At 40.6% G+C, this 16,226-nt stretch carries 16 protein-coding genes; 10 read left to right on the top strand and 6 right to left on the bottom strand.

Annotated features, from left to right (window positions below):
• Nucleotides 1-109: 109 nt before the first annotated feature.
• Nucleotides 110-541: a DUF2541 family protein gene (locus J8Z25_RS20260; protein WP_130052512.1), complete on the bottom strand. Its 432-nt coding sequence runs from the start codon at nucleotides 539-541 to the stop codon at nucleotides 110-112.
• A 184-nt stretch (nucleotides 542-725) separates the two neighbouring features.
• On the opposite strand from J8Z25_RS20260, the gene J8Z25_RS20255 reads away from it, so the two are divergent.
• Together J8Z25_RS20255 and J8Z25_RS20250 are read left to right on the top strand one after the other, a co-directional pair.
• Nucleotides 726-1,181, top strand: a complete 456-nt coding sequence (locus tag J8Z25_RS20255; RefSeq protein WP_130052511.1) for a hypothetical protein — start codon at nucleotides 726-728, stop codon at nucleotides 1,179-1,181.
• Nucleotides 1,182-1,240: 59 nt separating this feature from the next.
• A complete protein-coding gene (locus J8Z25_RS20250; protein WP_130052509.1) occupies nucleotides 1,241-1,714 on the top strand; it encodes a mechanosensitive ion channel family protein in 474 nt (157 codons plus the stop codon).
• Nucleotides 1,715-1,771: 57 nt separating this feature from the next.
• Here J8Z25_RS20250 and bfr (J8Z25_RS20245) read toward each other — a convergent pair whose 3' ends face one another.
• The 5 genes from bfr (J8Z25_RS20245) to J8Z25_RS20225 all read right to left on the bottom strand — a co-directional run bounded on the left by bfr (J8Z25_RS20245) (nucleotide 1,772) and on the right by J8Z25_RS20225 (nucleotide 7,504).
• Entirely contained in the window at nucleotides 1,772-2,236 is a 465-nt protein-coding gene (gene bfr, locus J8Z25_RS20245; protein ID WP_130052508.1) for a bacterioferritin, read from the bottom strand.
• Between the two features lie 11 nt (nucleotides 2,237-2,247).
• Nucleotides 2,248-2,721: a bacterioferritin gene (gene bfr / locus J8Z25_RS20240; RefSeq protein ID WP_130052506.1), complete on the bottom strand. Its 474-nt coding sequence runs from the start codon at nucleotides 2,719-2,721 to the stop codon at nucleotides 2,248-2,250.
• 209 nt (nucleotides 2,722-2,930) lie between these two features.
• Entirely contained in the window at nucleotides 2,931-5,066 is a 2,136-nt protein-coding gene (locus J8Z25_RS20235) for a TonB-dependent receptor (protein ID WP_130052505.1), read from the bottom strand.
• A 443-nt stretch (nucleotides 5,067-5,509) separates the two neighbouring features.
• Nucleotides 5,510-6,580 carry a PepSY-associated TM helix domain-containing protein gene (locus J8Z25_RS20230; protein WP_130053016.1) on the bottom strand — a complete coding sequence of 357 codons (1,071 nt, stop codon included), beginning with the start codon at nucleotides 6,578-6,580 and terminating at the stop codon, nucleotides 5,510-5,512.
• 63 nt (nucleotides 6,581-6,643) lie between these two features.
• The gene (locus tag J8Z25_RS20225; RefSeq protein WP_130052503.1) at nucleotides 6,644-7,504 is read right to left on the bottom strand and encodes a cation diffusion facilitator family transporter; all 861 of its coding nucleotides are present in this window, start codon (nucleotides 7,502-7,504) and stop codon (nucleotides 6,644-6,646) included.
• Between the two features lie 368 nt (nucleotides 7,505-7,872).
• On the opposite strand from J8Z25_RS20225, the gene J8Z25_RS20220 reads away from it, so the two are divergent.
• From J8Z25_RS20220 to J8Z25_RS20185, 8 genes are all read left to right on the top strand, one after another.
• Nucleotides 7,873-8,052, top strand: a complete 180-nt coding sequence (locus tag J8Z25_RS20220) for a hypothetical protein (RefSeq protein ID WP_130052502.1) — start codon at nucleotides 7,873-7,875, stop codon at nucleotides 8,050-8,052.
• A 58-nt stretch (nucleotides 8,053-8,110) separates the two neighbouring features.
• A complete protein-coding gene (locus J8Z25_RS20215; protein ID WP_250662144.1) occupies nucleotides 8,111-9,238 on the top strand; it encodes an efflux RND transporter periplasmic adaptor subunit in 1,128 nt (375 codons plus the stop codon).
• Between the two features lie 9 nt (nucleotides 9,239-9,247).
• Nucleotides 9,248-12,358 (top strand): efflux RND transporter permease subunit, encoded by a 3,111-nt coding sequence (locus J8Z25_RS20210; protein WP_130052498.1) that lies wholly within the window; start codon nucleotides 9,248-9,250, stop codon nucleotides 12,356-12,358.
• Between the two features lie 132 nt (nucleotides 12,359-12,490).
• Nucleotides 12,491-12,976, top strand: coding sequence for a GNAT family N-acetyltransferase (locus J8Z25_RS20205; RefSeq protein ID WP_054552102.1), 486 nt, complete (start codon nucleotides 12,491-12,493; stop codon nucleotides 12,974-12,976).
• Between the two features lie 120 nt (nucleotides 12,977-13,096).
• On the top strand, nucleotides 13,097-13,603 hold the full coding sequence (locus J8Z25_RS20200; RefSeq protein WP_130052496.1) for a DUF2753 family protein: 507 nt from the start codon (nucleotides 13,097-13,099) through the stop codon (nucleotides 13,601-13,603).
• A gap of 15 nt (nucleotides 13,604-13,618) precedes the next feature.
• Nucleotides 13,619-14,230: a superoxide dismutase gene (locus tag J8Z25_RS20195; protein ID WP_130052495.1), complete on the top strand. Its 612-nt coding sequence runs from the start codon at nucleotides 13,619-13,621 to the stop codon at nucleotides 14,228-14,230.
• An 87-nt stretch (nucleotides 14,231-14,317) separates the two neighbouring features.
• Nucleotides 14,318-15,667: a DNA-3-methyladenine glycosylase 2 family protein gene (locus J8Z25_RS20190; RefSeq protein WP_130052494.1), complete on the top strand. Its 1,350-nt coding sequence runs from the start codon at nucleotides 14,318-14,320 to the stop codon at nucleotides 15,665-15,667.
• A gap of 2 nt (nucleotides 15,668-15,669) precedes the next feature.
• Nucleotides 15,670-16,137, top strand: coding sequence for a methylated-DNA--[protein]-cysteine S-methyltransferase (locus J8Z25_RS20185; protein WP_205987955.1), 468 nt, complete (start codon nucleotides 15,670-15,672; stop codon nucleotides 16,135-16,137).
• The last annotated feature ends 89 nt before the right edge of the window (nucleotides 16,138-16,226 follow it).

Raw genomic sequence — 16,226 nt, 5'->3', positions numbered from 1 at the left:
AACATCGAAGGTTCACTGCTGAAGCCGTTCCTACTTGTGAAACTGTATAGGCTCTAACATCCTGACTCGCAACTCGCAACTCGCAACTCGCAACTCGCAACTCGCAACTTTAATCTTCTTTCTTTGCTTTTTTCGCGAGAATCTCAACTTCTGCTTTTTCGGTTACACCTGCCATACTAAGGGCTGTGCTGCCTACCGATTCATATTCAAGTTTGATTTTATCGAGTTTTGCGTCGTTTTTGTCTGGTAAGCTTAAACTACGTGACGACATCCCTTTGGTTAAAACCCCTAGGTTATCAAACACTTTTTCTTCACCGTTATTCATAACAACTTTAATTTTCTTAAGATTCACAGTGCCATGGGTACATTTAATTTTAATATGGCTGTAGTTGCTGCTGGTGATAGGATTAACGGTATCGGTTTCGCTTTTGTAGCTGACTTTTTTCTCGGCGATGGACTTCCAGTCGTCATCACTGGCTAGGCTTTGTGTGCTAGCTAGGGCTAAAAATGTTGTTAAAGCGATGAGTTTGATTATTTTCATTTGATTCCCTCCAAAAATTTTCATCATTAAAATTTATAGCACATAAACAGATTGGTTGCTTATGCAAAGTTCATAAAATAGAACCAAAAGCATTTTTTTATCGTATTAACTAATGCGTTATAAATTCACCAACCTTAATCAGCATGCTATGCTAGTAAAGTGTCTATAAGTTTATGGATTTTCAATGAGATATTACTTTTGTTTAGTGGCTTTTTTACTATCAACCTCGTCAATTGCTAGTGCTCTACTTGATGTGAAGCCGAGCAATAAAACGCAGTTTTTGGCTCTGATTAAAGATAAACAAGGTGATTACAAAGTGAAAGCAGGCAGTGATGTGGTTTGTCAAAACGCCTCCTTTTCATTGATAAAAGAAACAACTCAAGGATTTAGCTTAGGAACATTAATCGACTTTAGTGACTTACATAACGGTACGCAGGTAAAGAAGATCCCAAATTTTTGTGTTGTCAGCTCGAAGTTAAAATACTTTGTAAATGGGATTGTCAGAACTAAGCGCTACTTTCGCTGTGAAAATGAAGACGATAACGGTTCAACAACTGAAGATCTGCGTTTTAAAGATAATGGCAATATCACTTACACACTGAATAAACCTGAAGTTTCATGTGTGTTTGAAAAGCAATAAATGTTTGTCTCACGCAATTTCAAGCCTATTATGGGCTTTTATTTTTAATTGAAAATTCTATGACTAGCCAATTTATTCAAGCACTTTTAGTTATCGCCGCGTTTTACATTGCAAGCCTGATTATAGACCATGCTATTAAACAATTTCAACGACGCTTTGATTCAACCGCTCTTGAAACTTTTCGGCTTATTTCTAACTCGCAGCGTGCTATTTTATTATTCATTGGTATTGTGCTTGCGTTATCGAAACTGGGTTTTGACGTTGCCGCTTTAGTTGCCGGCTTAGGCCTAACAGGCTTTGCTTTGGGTTTTGCGTTGAAGGATGCTATTTCGAATCTAGTAGCAGGTGTCATGATTGTGCTTTATAAGCCCATTAAGCTTGGTAATTACATTGAAGTGAGCAATTCAAAGGGCACAGTGATTGACCTTAATTTGCGCTATATCACAATTAAAGGCGAGGGAGCGGTGCATTTAATTCCTAACTCTTTAATTTTAAGTAATAAAGTGTCAATCATTGATCGCGAAGATGATTAAGCACAAATTTTTGCCATAAAAAAAGCAGCCTAGGCTGCTTTTTTAAGTTTTAGCAAATTACATTTGAGATTGCAGGTAATTCTCAAGCCCTGCGGTTTTGATTAACTGTTGCTGTGTTTCAAGCCAATCAATCTGTTCTTCTTGCTCATTTAAGATGTTATCTAACGCTTCACGGCTGATGTAATCTTTTTTCTCTTCAGCAAGTTTAATTGCCGCTTTAAGATCGACTAATGAATCAAGCTCAAAGCTCATGTTAGCTTCGATCATTTCTTCTGAGTTTTCACCAATACGTAGGCGACCTAAATCTTGTAAGTTTGGTAAACCTTCTAAAAACAAAATACGCTCAATTAAACGGTCGGCGTTTTTCATTTTTTGAATAGATACTTTGTAATCAGCTTTGTCTAATTTTGAAAAACCAAAATCTTTAAACATACGAGCGTGTAAAAAGTATTGGTTAATACCCACTAATTCATTTGCTAATACTTTATTAAGTGCAGCAATGACGCTTTTATCGCCTTTCATACAATTAGCCTCTATTCGCCCATTTGAGATTGATGGTAGTTTTGGCTACCAATTTTGTCGATTAGACCCAGCTGTTGTTCTAACCAGTAAACATGATCTTCTTCTGTATCAAATAATAGCTTTTCAAGCACTTCGCGTGATTGATAGTCTTTTTCTTGTTCACAAATTGAAATAGCTTCTTTAACGCAGTCAACAACTTCTAGCTCAAGTGTTAAGTCATTTTGCATCATGCTTTTAACGTCTGAGCCAATTAATAAATCACGACGTTTAGTCATGTTTGGTACGCCTTCTAAAAATAGAATACGTTTTATCAACCAATCAGCGTGGTCTTTTTCTTCTTCCATTTCGTGGTTAAGACGCTCATACAGCTTATTTAGGCCCCAATCGTCATACATACGAGAATGAATAAAGTATTGATCTATAGCAGCTAATTCGTTTGCGAGTAGTTTATTAAAACTATCGATGACTTTTTGGTTACCTTTCATAATGCTGTCCTCGAATTCCAAGTTGCGATAATTGTAGTATATAAAAATAAGATTGCAAACATTTTCCTTTGTAAATCAGTTGTTTACTATTGAGTGTGATTCTCGTTTAAGTTTGCGTTAATGGTTGATAAATGAACAATTTATCGTTTCTATTCTTAAAGGTAAAAGCCCTTACTAAGAAGGGCTTGTTGCTCTAAACAAAAACTGCTTTAGAAGCTATAAGTTGCACCAAGTGTCATGGTCGTACCTAAACCATTAATGTTATAGCCACCATAAGTATAAGACTGCGCACGGGCAGGGTAGTAATCATTATTAAATAGGTTTTCTACACCCATAAACGCTTGCCAGTTGTTGCTAAAGTTATAACGACCGCTTAGGTTAAATAGGTTGTAACTGCTAATTGGACCTTGATCACCAACAAACTCACCCTCTGCATTTGGCTCAAAGCGTTTGCGTGAACCCACATATAAATAACTCACAGTGAGTGATAATTCATCATTTGGTTGCCAGTTTAAATTAGCAGTACCTTTTGGTGGGCTTATTTGGCGAGAACCTAAGTAAATGTCGTCTTCGGTGTTCTTACCTTCAACATAGCTGTAGGTTGCAACAAGTTTGAGAGTTGGATTAATTTTATAATCGATTAGTGTTTCGTAACCCCAGATCTCTTGTGGCGCTCTTACTGGCTCATAGACACCCGTTACCTCATTAAAGCTATTAGTAGTGCCAAACTCAGACGTACTGCGGTAAGCTGCAAATTCAAAACGTAAGTCATCAAACTGTGATGTAAAGCCAATTTCATAGTTATCGATGATTGATGCTTCTGTTTGAATTAGGCCAATATCATTTACTGTTGCAGAACGTAATAAGCGGCCAATATCTGAGATATCAGAACCTTGTGAATAATTGGCAAACGGGCTGAAGGCATCAAGCAAATTGTATTTAACACCTACGTTATAGGTGGTTGCATCGTAATCAATAGTGTCACCCTTTACACTAAGTGGCACTGAGCACTGTGTTTCTGAACGACAAAGCTTTAAGGTGTTGTAGTCATCAACGGTTAAATCAATACTCTCTTGGCGCACACCCGCTTTAATGATTAAATCATTATCGATAACCCACTTTGTTTGTAAAAAGCCAGCAAGGCTTTCCATATCCATCTCTGGTACCCAAACACGGCCATCAACAAGCGGTTGAGAAGTCACATCATTCAGTGCATCTAGGCCATAAATAAAGGTGGCTTCAACATTGTCAAAATCAACAAGGGTATTAAAGGTAGCGCGCGCCCCTTTCTTTTCTGAGCGAATAATTGATTGGCCGCCTTCGTAACCTTCGTCTGGGTTAGCTAAGTTTGTAGAAAAGAAAAACACATTCTCGATGTCTTGCATGTATAGATCGAGCGTCATTTGTGTATTAGTAAATAGGGCGTAGTCTGTATACTTTAAGGTTATGTTTTCGTTACCGTCTGGGCCTTGTGGTTTACCTTGCTTTTGAAGCTCTTTAGGTACATGAATCGCATAAGTTTTTTCGCCATCGTTCAGGTTGCCAACAACGTCACCTAAATCGGTTTTTTGTTGAGAGCTAAAGTAGTTATAGCTAAATTGCAGCTGCTTCTCATCATCAAAATCATAGCCGAGTTTGGTAAAGTAGTTTTCTGTTACTGCATCAGATAAACCATACTGCAAGCCAAGAATATCGCCTTCGGCGTCACGTTGAACACCATTTTCTTCGTAACTTGCGGTAAATAAATAGCTAATTTTATCAGCACGACCATTAATTGCTGCAGAGACTCGCGCACCGGCGCTTTCTTCTAATTTAACTGCACTAAAACGTGACGATAGGCTGATCTCACCTTCTGGCTGACCATCACTTGTTGCCTGCTTTGTGATGTAGTTAATGATACCGCCCGATGCACCATTACCATAAACAGAGGTAGCGCCTTTGATCACTTCGATACGCGCAATGGCGCTTGGATCGAGAGTTTTAACTCCTAATGAGCCGTTTCTGAGTGGTGTCGATTGCGGCACTCCATCGATCATTACAAGTGGTGCACGACCACGTAAACTCTGACCTGTATTACTCGAACTGCCGGTATCTGGTGCTAGGCCTGGTACCATTTGCGCAAGTAAGCTTTGTAATTCTGGATTAACTTTTAAATGTTCTTCAATTTGCTGTTGGCTAATAATAGTGACAGAAGCTGGGACTTCATCAATGCTTTCAAATACACGGCTGCCTGATACAACAACGTGTTCCATTTCTTCTACGGTAAGGTTTTTATTTATGGCATCATCAGCAAATGATTGGCTGCTAATTGCAATAGCGACCAGAGTCAGAGAAGTTTTTAACATGCTTGTCCTTAATTCTTGTTTGATTGTGCGGCAGTCTAAATGTAAAGAAGAGTAAAGGCAAGGTTAATGATAATGATTTGCAATAAGTCCTTTGGTTCTGTTATATAGCGATGAATTTAGCATCCACGAATGTTCAATGGATGCTTAATAGGTGAGTATTATATTTGAACCCTTACTAATTTTGCGTGTTCAGAGTATTGGTTTTAAAGCGCTAACATAGGTGTTACTGATATTTCTAGTGTTACCTAGCAGGCAGCACCCAAATTTGTGAATAAACAGTTGATATAGCGATGTGGTTGATTGCCACTTTAGCATCAAGTGTTTTGCCACCAATTTTACACATTCATGTGATTATATATACGCAGTAATATAGCTTTGGCCGAGAATATGAGTTCGTTTAATGATGAAAGGCCGTTGTATAATTAATCTGTCAGATAAAGTGTCTATCTGTAATGCCGTTTGTACCAAAAGTAAACACCTGAGATCGTAAAAAATAACGGTGATAAAGCAAATATCAACCACAATAATTGCACAATTGGGCCTGCAAAATCACCAATATGAAACTTATATTTGAAGTTCCAAGTTTGAGTGGTCAAAGAGCTTTCGCTGGCATCATAACTTGCTACAATATCGGCTGAATATGGGTTTGCCCATACCCAACTATAGGCATGGCTTTCACCTGGGTTCTCTATTCTAAATCCTATGTTGTCACTTGGTTTTTTCGGTAAATAAATTCTAAATAACTTGCCTTCAGGAAAAACAGTTTGTGCGTTATCAAACGCTTTTTGCACTTGAAAGGGCGTATCCGCTAAAGGGGGAATAACCGCTGGTGGTTTAGGTCTATCTTCAACTGTGCCTTGCATCACAAATTCTAATACGGCTTTGGTTTGTTCTTTCCAGTTAAACGCCATACCTGTGTAAGCAATTAAAATGAGTGGAATTAAAAAATACACACCCAAAACGGTATGTAGCTGATACATCAGTACTCTAAACTTTGCTTTACGCTTAATAGCCAAACGTTTCATACGATTTTTTGGCTTAACCCAAATATAAAAGCCGAGCAGAATTTCAATAATAAGAATGAGCGCACACACCGATACCCAGTTTCTTAGAGGGCGGCTTTTATCGCCATCTTCATAAAGCAGCCAGCGGTGCAAAGCCATGGTAAAGCCATAAATCGTACTGTAATAATCGTATTCATGTAAAACCTGACCATTGTATGGATTAACACTCACATAGCGGTTATTTGCTAGTTGTAATTGCCACGCTAGATCACTGCGCTGCTCTGGCATTACCAGAGTAACAGGTTGTTTAGTTGACGCTGAAACGTGATTGATTAGGTTATCAAAATCAAGTGCTGAAGCCGCTGGCGTTACTGTCCATCTATCACTTTGAGTAAGGTATTGAATGTCTTTTGCGTAAATAAGCAAAGCACCGGTCAAACTTAAACAAATTAAAAATAAACCGCTTACTAAGGCAAGTAATAAATGCGTACGACGTAACCACAACTTCAACAAGATTTGTTCCTTCAGTTTGCTTTAACACAAAACTGAATAGTAAATGATAACGCGAAACATTTACACTAAAACTTGTTCAATGGTACAGCTTTCAATTGCAAAGTTGTTATGTAAAAAGTGACGTATATCATCGTTACTGATGCTTTGCTTGGCACGAAACTTTAGCTCGCAATGAACGTGATGATCATCTATCTGCCATGTTTTAAGGTAATCAACATCAGTGATTGCAAATTGGGCTTTAAGCCTATTGATAGCGTCTGTTACAGCAAAATTATCAGGGGCTGCTTGCATTAAAATTTTACTACTGGCAATTAACAGTAAAATGCCGTGATAAATGACATACATTGAAATCAGCATAGTGGCAATTAAATCAACAATATACCACTGGTAGAGAATGATTAAGGTACCCGCAATGATTACCACAACTGAGGCTAGTGCATCAGACACATTATGTATAAACGCAGCACGAATATTCATACTGTCTTTTGCACCCGCTTTGTAAGTTAATAGGGCGGTGACAAGATCAACAACCAGCGCAAGACCCGCAACCCAAATGATGATCCAGCCATCAATGGGGTCGGGGTTTAAATAGTTGGTGATCGCTTCAAAAATTAAGTAACCACCAATCACAATTAAACTTAAACTGTTAAATAGCGTGGCTAAAATTTCTGCACGTTTATAACCGTATTGATAACGATGATTAGCAGGTTTGGCACCAATTTTTCGGGCAATTAGGGCAATGAATAACGACGAGGCATCGCTTAAATTGTGCAGCGCATCAGCAATTAACGATAAGCTGCCAGAAACGAGGCCGCCAATCACCTGAGCGACAGTTAATAACACATTAATTGCAATTGCCAGCATGAGTTGGCGGGTGCTTTGGTTATTTGTATCGTGATGATGGTGGTGTCCGTGTCCCATATAAATACCTAGTTATTGATTTGCTTTATTTTTATACCATGCGTGCCTTTGTAATAAAATGTTTGTATTGGTTTGTTTGCTAACAGATTATAATTTTCTGTTCAAATGCGGGTGGATTTGTTAATTTAGCGCCGATGTACCAATTTTTAGTTCTAATTTTTAGGCTCAATGTGAAAGCTGCATTTATTATTTTGATTAGCGTATTATTGCTCCAGCCACTGCTGGATAGCTTTGATGTGGCCGATCATAATGTTGCGTTTAATCACACCTCGGTACTGCTATAAGAAGAAATTGACCTTGAAGCTCATTGCGCTGCCAATGGCGATCATCAACTACATCAATCAGAGCATGACGAGCTTAGCAAACAGTTGTCTGACTCAGCCGAGAAAGGCCATTGTCATGTTTGTCACAGCCCTGCATTTTTAGATTCGCTGCAATTGTCTGAACCTACTGGTGTCTATTTCACTAAAATTGAATCACTTGATTTCAACTTCAAATCGCCTGACTTAGCACCGCTACATCGCCCACCTATTTTAGCTCTTACTTAATCCCAAACCCTTTTTAGATGTTATTTGGGCTTAGCCCATTTTAAGTAAGAGACAATATATGTATTTAAGAAATTTTATGCGTTATGCATTGCTGTGCGTATGCTACATGACTGTGACAAATATTTATGCGACAGAACAAGCGCATAATCATCAAGAAAATGAGCAAGCTGAACATGCTAATGAAGTCAGTTTAACTGAGCAGCAACAGCAACTAGCTAATATCAAGGTTGAGCGCCTTGTACTGAAAAAATACAAGCAAATCTTGTATGCACCGGGCGAAGTTAAAGCCAATGGCTATGCCAGTTATTTGGTGTCACCGCGTGTTGATTCAATTGTTGTAAAGCGCCATGCCTTATTAGGGCAGCATGTAAATAAAGGAGACTCTTTAGTCACTTTATTTAGTGGCGAAGTGGCCAGCCAGCAAACTGAATTTAGGTTAGCTGAAGCCGAGTTAAAACGGCTAACTAAAATGACAGCTGGCACGGTAAGCAAAAAGCAAATTCTAACTGCTAAAGCTGAATATGAAGTCGCTTATAGCCGATTAGTTGCCTTTGGTTTATCAAAACAAGCTATTGCAAAAACACTCACCATAAACCCAGAAAAACTCGGTGAATACACCTTGTTTGCACAAACATCGGGGGCTGTTTTAACCGATAACTTTGCCCAAGGTCAGCGAGTCGATTCGGGGATTGAGTTGATGCTAATAGCCGATGAATCAGCGCTTTGGGTTGCTGCTCAGCTTTCAGCTAATCAAGACCGTACTATCAGTAATGGCTCTAGGGCGCTGTTAGAAGTTAACGGTAATCGCTATCCAGCAACAGTTATTCAAGAAGCACATACCATTGATGAACAAACACGCTCACGCACCGTTAGGCTCGAGGTAAAAAACACTCAGCATAGTTTGCATCCAGGCATGTTTGCCGATGTGTATTTTCAATTTGAAACGGATAAAGCAGTACTTGCTGTACCTGAAAATGCATTAACTCGCAGCGCAGATGGTGACTGGCAATTGTTCGTCGTTGATGACGATGGCAGCTTTGTCGCCCAAGAAGTGAACCTCGGCAGACGTTTTGGCGATTATCGTGAAGTGCTGGATATTCAAGCCGGGCTTGAAGTTGTCACCCAAGGTGCATTTTTTATTGCATCACAACTAGCTAAAGGCGGATTTGATCCGCATAACCACTAGAGGTGACGCATGTTTAATTTATTAATTGAGGCGGTGATAAAGAACCGTCTACTTGTGCTTTTGGCCTTACTTACGGCGATTGCGGTGAGTGCATTTATGATCCCAAAACTCAATTTAGATGCCTTTCCTGATGTTACGAATGTGCAAGTGGCGGTAAATACCGAAGCGCCAGGACTTGCGGCTGAAGAAGTCGAGCAACTGATCACATACCCGATAGAAGCCGTTATGTATGCACTGCCTGATGTAGAGCAGGTTCGTTCTATTTCTAAAACGGGTTTATCGGGTGTTACTGTTGTGTTTAAAGAAGGGGTTGATATTTACTTTGCTAGGCAACTGGTTTTTGAACGTTTGCAGTCTGCTAAAGAGTTGATCCCATCTGGTGTGGGTACGCCAACCATGGGCCCTAATACATCTGGGCTTGGGCAAGTCTATCAGTATTTACTTGAAGCAAAGCCGGGTGCAAACATTGATAGTATGGCACTGCGTAGTTTAAATGATTGGGTGGTTAAATTACTTATTTTACCTATTGATGGTGTGACCGATATTCTGTCATTTGGCGGTGAGGTTAAGCAGTATCAAGTGAACATAAACCCCAATAAGCTACTTGCTTATGACTTAACACAGCAAGATGTTAGTAACGCCCTAGATGCTAACAACAGTAATGTGGGTGGCTGGTATATGAACCGAGGCCAAGAGCAGCTTGTTATTCGTGGTACAGGTTGGTTTACTCCAGGCGAAAAAGGACTTGCTGAGATTGCGCAAACGCCTATCAAAACCATTGATGGTACGGTCGTTAAAGTGGCTGATGTTGCGACTATTGAGCTTGGCAGTGAGATTCGCCAAGGTGCTGTTACCTTGTCTAAACGCAATGATAAAGGCGAAATAGTTAATCGTGGTGAAGTGGTTACTGGTATCGTGCTCAAACGGATGGGTGCAAATACCAAGCAAACGATTGATGGCATAAACGCGCGTATCGAGATGATAAATCAAGCATTGCCAAAGGATGTTGAATTTAAAGCAATTTACGACCAAGCAGAGCTTATCAGCCAAGCAGTACAAACGGTTATTGATGCACTGCTTTTAGCTTTTGTCTTTATTATCATAGTATTAGCACTATTTTTGCTTGATTTAAGAGCGACATTTTTGGTGTTATTGTCGATCCCTATTTCGATTGGCTTAGCACTGAGTGTAATGGCATGGCTGGGATTATCGGCAAACTTAATGTCGTTGGGTGGGATTGCTGTTGCCATTGGTATGCTGGTGGATGGCTCTGTAGTGATGGTTGAGAATGTATTTAGGCACTTAGGGCTTAAGCATAATCAACATAAGCCTTCTTCGGAGCTGGTTGCAATTGCTGCAAAAGAAGTTGCGCGGCCTATCTTTTTTGCTTCTTTGATTATTCTAACGGTATTTTTACCACTGTTTAGTTTTGAAGGCGTTGAGGCTAAGCTATTTCAGCCAATGGCTGTGAGCATTATGCTGGCAATTATTAGTGCAGTGATCGTTGCCTTGGTTGTAGTGCCAGCTCTGTGTGTGTACTTATTTGCTAAGGGCGTGACAGTAAAGCAAAGTATTTTGTTAAAACCTATCGATATGCTTTATCAAAGGGCTTTACAAAAAGCATTGCAGGCTAAACGCGCCGTTTTAGTTATAGCAGGGTTATTACTGATTGTAGCTGCCGTTATGCTACCAAGGCTGGGTACTGAATTTGTGCCAGAGCTTGAAGAAGGCACTATCAATCTACGTGTGACACTTGCTCCCTCTGCAAGTCTCGATACAGCAATCTCAGTTGCACCAAAGCTTGAAGCCATGTTGCTTGAATTTAGTGAGGTGGAATATGCGCTGAGCCGAATCGGTCGGGCTGAAGTAGGGGGCGATCCTGAACCGGTTAACAACATTGAAATCTATTTAGGCTTAAAACCTCATGAGCAATGGGTTAACGCGAAAACACGTGTCGAATTGCAAAAACTAATGGAAGCCAAGCTTGAGCAATTCCCAGGGCTTTTATTTAACTTTTCACAGCCTATAGCAACCCGAGTAGATGAGCTTTTATCGGGTGTTAAAGCGCAATTGGCCATTAAGTTATTTGGTAGTGACCTAGGCGTTTTAACTGAAAAAGGCCAACAAATTGAGCAGCTAGTTCAGCAAATACCTGGCGCTAAGGATGTCGCGATGGAGCAAATAGGCGGCGAAGCACAGCTTATAGTTAAACCCAACCGTTTGGCGTTGTCGCGCTTTGGCTTATCGGTGGCTGATTTGATGGATGTAGTTCAGCACGGTATTGGCGGGCAATCGGCAGGGCAAATCATTAATGCTAATGAGCGCTATGATATTTATGTGCGCATAGCCCAAAGATTTCGCCAAAACCCGAATGTGATTGCAGATCTTCGACTGCGAACCCCCGCGGGTGCCATTGTTAGGGTGGGGGATGTAGCCGATGTACAGATTGAGTCAGGCGCTCCTCAAGTTCGTCGCGATGATGTTCAAAGGCGGGTGGTTATTCAAGCGAATGTGCAGGGGCGAGATATGGGCTCTGTAGTTGCAGATATACGCGCTAACATTGCCGATAAAATACAGCTACCAAGTGGTTACAGTGTTGCCATTGGCGGCCAGTTCGAAAACCAGCAACGGGCACAACAGCGGCTGATGATTGTAGTGCCTGTGGCCTTGTTACTCATTGCGTTATTGCTTTATTTTGCTTTTAGTAACCTATCGCAAGTGGTGCTTATTCTTGTCAATGTACCTTTGGCTGTGATTGGTGGGGTGATTGCATTATATGTCTCTGATCAATACTTATCTGTACCCAGCTCTGTAGGGTTTATCACGCTATTTGGTGTTGCGGTATTGAATGGTGTGGTGATGGTCGAAAGCATTAATCAAAGGATTATTGCCGGAGATAGCAAAGACAAAGCGGTATTTGAAGGAGCTATTTCGAGGTTAAGACCCGTACTAATGACTGCGCTAACCTCAATGCTTGGGCTAATTCCGATGCTGCTTAGCACAGGAATAGGGGCTGAAATACAAAAGCCCCTTGCCACGGTTATTGTTGGCGGGTTGGTCAGTGCAACCCTCTTAACTTTATTTGTACTGCCGGTACTTTATAAGTCGATGAGTAAGTAAATAAAGCAAAATGGGGCTAACGTTTAGTAGCCCCTTTTTTTAATGCAATGTATTTCTGTAAAGGGCGTTTACACCACGCTAAAGCCCTTATAAACTGGGCATTACAATAATGATGTAAAAAAGGAATACAGAGTGAGTAACGCAATTACAATTCGTCCGGCAGTCGCAAGTGATGCTGCAACAATCCTACATTTTATTACCGAACTTGCTATCTACGAAAAAGAACCTGACGCAGTTAAAACAGACGAGCAAGCTATTTTAAAAACGTTATTCAGTGAAGGCGCAACGGCTCATAGTGTTATTTGTTTAGAGGGCGACACACCAATTGGTTTTGCTGTGTATTTTTATAATTACTCAACGTGGCTTGGCAAAAATGGGTTGTATTTAGAAGACCTTTACGTAAGCGCAGATAGCCGTGGTAAAGGTGCCGGTAAGCAAATTATGCAATATCTTGCTAAGCAAGCACTTGAAAAAGACTGTGGTCGTTTTGAGTGGGTGGTACTTGATTGGAATAAACCAGCCATTGATTTTTACGACAGCATTGGTGCTAAACCGCAAAATGAGTGGATTATTTACCGCCTGACAGGCCAAGAGCTTATCGACTTTGCTCATCAATAAGCAATGTTGATGTAGTTTAAAATAAACAAATAAAAACATAAATAAAAATCATTTGCATTTGTGTGTGTCGGTGTGTAGTTTAAACACATACTGAGACTGGTATAAGTGCAGGTGATTTTTATGACTCAAACAACACGCCACACACCTTTAACTTCAAACGCCATTGATGATGCGCTTGTCCCTTGGCAACGTGCTATTTATAAAGGCAATTTAGCATTTGAATCTGGCGAACTTATTACTGCGCGTGATCATTACACGGTTGCAAGCAGCTGCGCCGAAACACTACTCGCACAACTTTCTAATATCCCAATCAACCAGTTGGTTACTCGCTCGTTAGAGCATTGTATTGCAGCATTTGTTGTTGCAACTTTGAATCTTGCAGATACCTTTAAAGTGATGCAAAAACCCGAAAAAGCTTGCACTTGGCTTTGCCATGCTCATCAACAATTAAGTATGCTTTTAAGTCACCCAGAGCTGCAAGTTCGCACCTTGGTCCTGCATCATCATCACAAAACCTACTTTGAGCTGGTTAAGTTTGCCAGCATGGCATCAGCATTTCCGACACTCATTAACCGAATCAATCAGCTATTAGCTGACCATCCCCACAAAACGCAGTTATTACATTAACGATAAGGAATCAGTATGTCTTTTACATTACCCGATTTAGCGTATGACTATGATGCACTTGAACCGCACATTGATGCGAAAACTATGGAAATTCATCATACCTTGCATCATCAAACCTATATCAATAAAGCGAATGTTGCACTAGAGGGCAGCCATTACTCTGAGCAAGATGCTGAAACATTACTACGCACCATTTCATCAATGCCTGAGTCATTACAAAAGGCAGTGCAAGAGCATGTAGGTGGCCATTATAATCACTCATTATTTTGGCAAGTTATGTCACCTAATGGCGGTGGTGAGCCAAGTGAAGAGTTAAATACCGCCATTGTTGATACATTTGGCAGCTTTGACGCATTTAAAAAGCAATTTACTAATGCAGCGGTAAGCCGTTTTGGCAGTGGCTGGGCTTGGTTATGTGTTGATGAAAATAACCAGTTGGTTGTTGAAAGTAGCCTCAATCAAGATAGCCCATTAATGCATAACCATACGCCAATTTTAGGTCTTGATGTGTGGGAGCATGCGTATTACTTGAAATATCAAAATCGTCGCCCTGACTATATTGCGGCATTTTACGAAGTGATTAATTGGCCGGAAGTAGAGCGCCGATATTTAGCCGCACTTAAATAGCTGTTTAAATAGTTAAGGTCCGAAACCGGCTAGTCAAAAAATAATATTCAGTTAAGCTAACGGTATTAGCGTGTAACGAGAATAATTATGACTAGCCAACAATGGCAGACTGCAAGGCAAAGCCGCGATCCACGATTTGATGGGGTGTTTTTTGTGGCGGTAAAAAGTACTGGTATTTATTGCAGACCAATTTGCCCCGCACCAACGGCACAAGAAAAGAACGTTGAATATTACCAATACGCGCACTTAGCTGCGCAAGATGGTTTTCGACCCTGTATTCGCTGTCGCCCAGATAGTGCACCAAATAGCCCAGCTTGGCTAGGTACTAAAACCACAGCATTACGCGCAAAACAATTGATAGATAAAGGTGAGGCTTACGACTGTGAGGTTTTAGCAGACAGACTCGGGGTGTCGAGCCGCTATTTACGCCGTTTGTTTAACCAACATTTTGGACTGTCGATCACCCAATATAGATTATTTAACCAATGCAATTTCGCCAAGCAGCTATTACAAGAAACAGATTTGTCGGTGGCAGATATCGCATTTGCTTCTGGCTTTAATAGTATTCGTCGCTTTAACGATGCTTTTTTAAAGCAGTTAAATATCGCTCCTTCAAAGTTACGTAAGTCAGATAAAAAACCAGCCTCAACATTAACTCTAACACTGGCATTTAGGCCGCCTTATAACTGGCAAGCACTCCATGACTTTTTGCAGCGCCGTTTAATCAGTGGGTTAGAATGGTTGAGCACAACAAGCTATGGTCGCACTTTTAAAGATAAATATTGCCAAGGGCAATTCACTGCGCATTTTGTTGAGCATAAAAACCACTTTAAAGTGGCGATTGATATTGATAACACCCGCTATTTACAGCAAGTGATCCATAACATTCGTCGTGTGCTTGATTTAGACGCCGATACGCATACCATAGAACAGCATTTAGATGCAGAGCTTAAAGTTTCAATGCCGCTTTGTGTTGGCCTGCGTTTACCGGGGATTTGGTCAGATTATGAAGCGGGCATACGAGCGGTCCTTGGTCAGCAGGTTAGTGTTACAGCGGCTCATAACCTAGTGTCACAGCTTGTGAGTGAGTTTAATCAGCAAAGTAATAACCACTATTTTCCAAGCCCTGAATGGGTTGCCAATTCTGAACTCGATTTTTTTAAAATGCCACAATCACGCAAAGATGCGCTACGTCGTTTAAGTGCTTATTGTCAGCAAAACCCAGATAATCAAGAGCTTGATAATTGGTTAGAGCTTAAAGGCATTGGCCCGTGGACAGTTAATTACGCCAAACTACGTGGTCAAAGCCACCCAGATATTTTACTGGCGGGCGACTTAGGGGTTAAAAAAGCCCTCGCTGGAATCAGCGAATTTAATAGCGAGCACTGTGCGCCATTTCGCTCTTATTTAACTTTTCAACTATGGCAACAATTATGAGTATGCAACAAGTTATAATGCCAAGCCCCATTGGCGATATTACCATTCAAAGTACATTAAAAGGCGTCAGTTACGTTGGCTTTTACCCAGTAGTTGCGATGCAAACAGAGGCTGTTGATGAGCACACCCTTACACCTATTTTAATATGTATAAGTGAGCTTAATGAATATTTTAATGGTCTGCGTACGCGTTTTACTGTTCCTATTGATACGCAAGGTACAGAGTTTCAAAGGCAAGTATGGCATGCGCTGATGGATGTTGAGTTTGGTCAAAGTAAGAGTTACCAAGAGATAGCACTTGCCATTAATAACCCAAAAGCGGTGCGTGCAGTGGGCGCTGCGAATGGAAAAAACCCGATTAGCATTATTGTGCCATGTCATCGAATTATTGGCGCAAACGGCAAGCTCACAGGCTATGCGGGTGGCCTTGAAAGAAAAGAGTGGTTACTGAAACACGAAGGCTTGTTATAAAACAGCAATTTTACTGGGATAACGCTTGAGGTAATAAGAGTAAGGTAATAGATGATGTTGTCGCGCGATTAGGGTAGCATATTGCGACT

Origin of the sequence: Pseudoalteromonas sp. SCSIO 43101 (genome assembly GCF_023650775.1) — a bacterium.
In the GTDB taxonomy this organism is placed as follows: domain Bacteria; phylum Pseudomonadota; class Gammaproteobacteria; order Enterobacterales; family Alteromonadaceae; genus Pseudoalteromonas; species Pseudoalteromonas apostichopi.
Note: the sequence above shows the minus strand (reverse complement) of the source record. Positions and strands in the feature narration are given on the sequence as shown.

What these genes read in the sequence shown, in the direction of transcription:
- J8Z25_RS20255 (WP_130052511.1), top strand. Translation starts at nt 726, where the DNA reads ATGAGATATTACTTTTGTTTAGTGGCTTTTTTACTATCAACCTCGTCA.
- J8Z25_RS20250 (WP_130052509.1), top strand. Translation starts at nt 1,241, where the DNA reads ATGACTAGCCAATTTATTCAAGCACTTTTAGTTATCGCCGCGTTTTAC.
- J8Z25_RS20185 (WP_205987955.1), top strand. Translation starts at nt 15,670, where the DNA reads ATGCAACAAGTTATAATGCCAAGCCCCATTGGCGATATTACCATTCAA.
- bfr (WP_130052506.1), bottom strand. Translation starts at nt 2,721, where the DNA reads ATGAAAGGTAACCAAAAAGTCATCGATAGTTTTAATAAACTACTCGCA.
- J8Z25_RS20210 (WP_130052498.1), top strand. Translation starts at nt 9,248, where the DNA reads ATGTTTAATTTATTAATTGAGGCGGTGATAAAGAACCGTCTACTTGTG.
- bfr (WP_130052508.1), bottom strand. Translation starts at nt 2,236, where the DNA reads ATGAAAGGCGATAAAAGCGTCATTGCTGCACTTAATAAAGTATTAGCA.
- J8Z25_RS20190 (WP_130052494.1), top strand. Translation starts at nt 14,318, where the DNA reads ATGACTAGCCAACAATGGCAGACTGCAAGGCAAAGCCGCGATCCACGA.
- J8Z25_RS20200 (WP_130052496.1), top strand. Translation starts at nt 13,097, where the DNA reads ATGACTCAAACAACACGCCACACACCTTTAACTTCAAACGCCATTGAT.
- J8Z25_RS20215 (WP_250662144.1), top strand. Translation starts at nt 8,111, where the DNA reads ATGTATTTAAGAAATTTTATGCGTTATGCATTGCTGTGCGTATGCTAC.
- J8Z25_RS20195 (WP_130052495.1), top strand. Translation starts at nt 13,619, where the DNA reads ATGTCTTTTACATTACCCGATTTAGCGTATGACTATGATGCACTTGAA.
- J8Z25_RS20235 (WP_130052505.1), bottom strand. Translation starts at nt 5,066, where the DNA reads ATGTTAAAAACTTCTCTGACTCTGGTCGCTATTGCAATTAGCAGCCAA.
- J8Z25_RS20260 (WP_130052512.1), bottom strand. Translation starts at nt 541, where the DNA reads ATGAAAATAATCAAACTCATCGCTTTAACAACATTTTTAGCCCTAGCT.
- J8Z25_RS20225 (WP_130052503.1), bottom strand. Translation starts at nt 7,504, where the DNA reads ATGGGACACGGACACCACCATCATCACGATACAAATAACCAAAGCACC.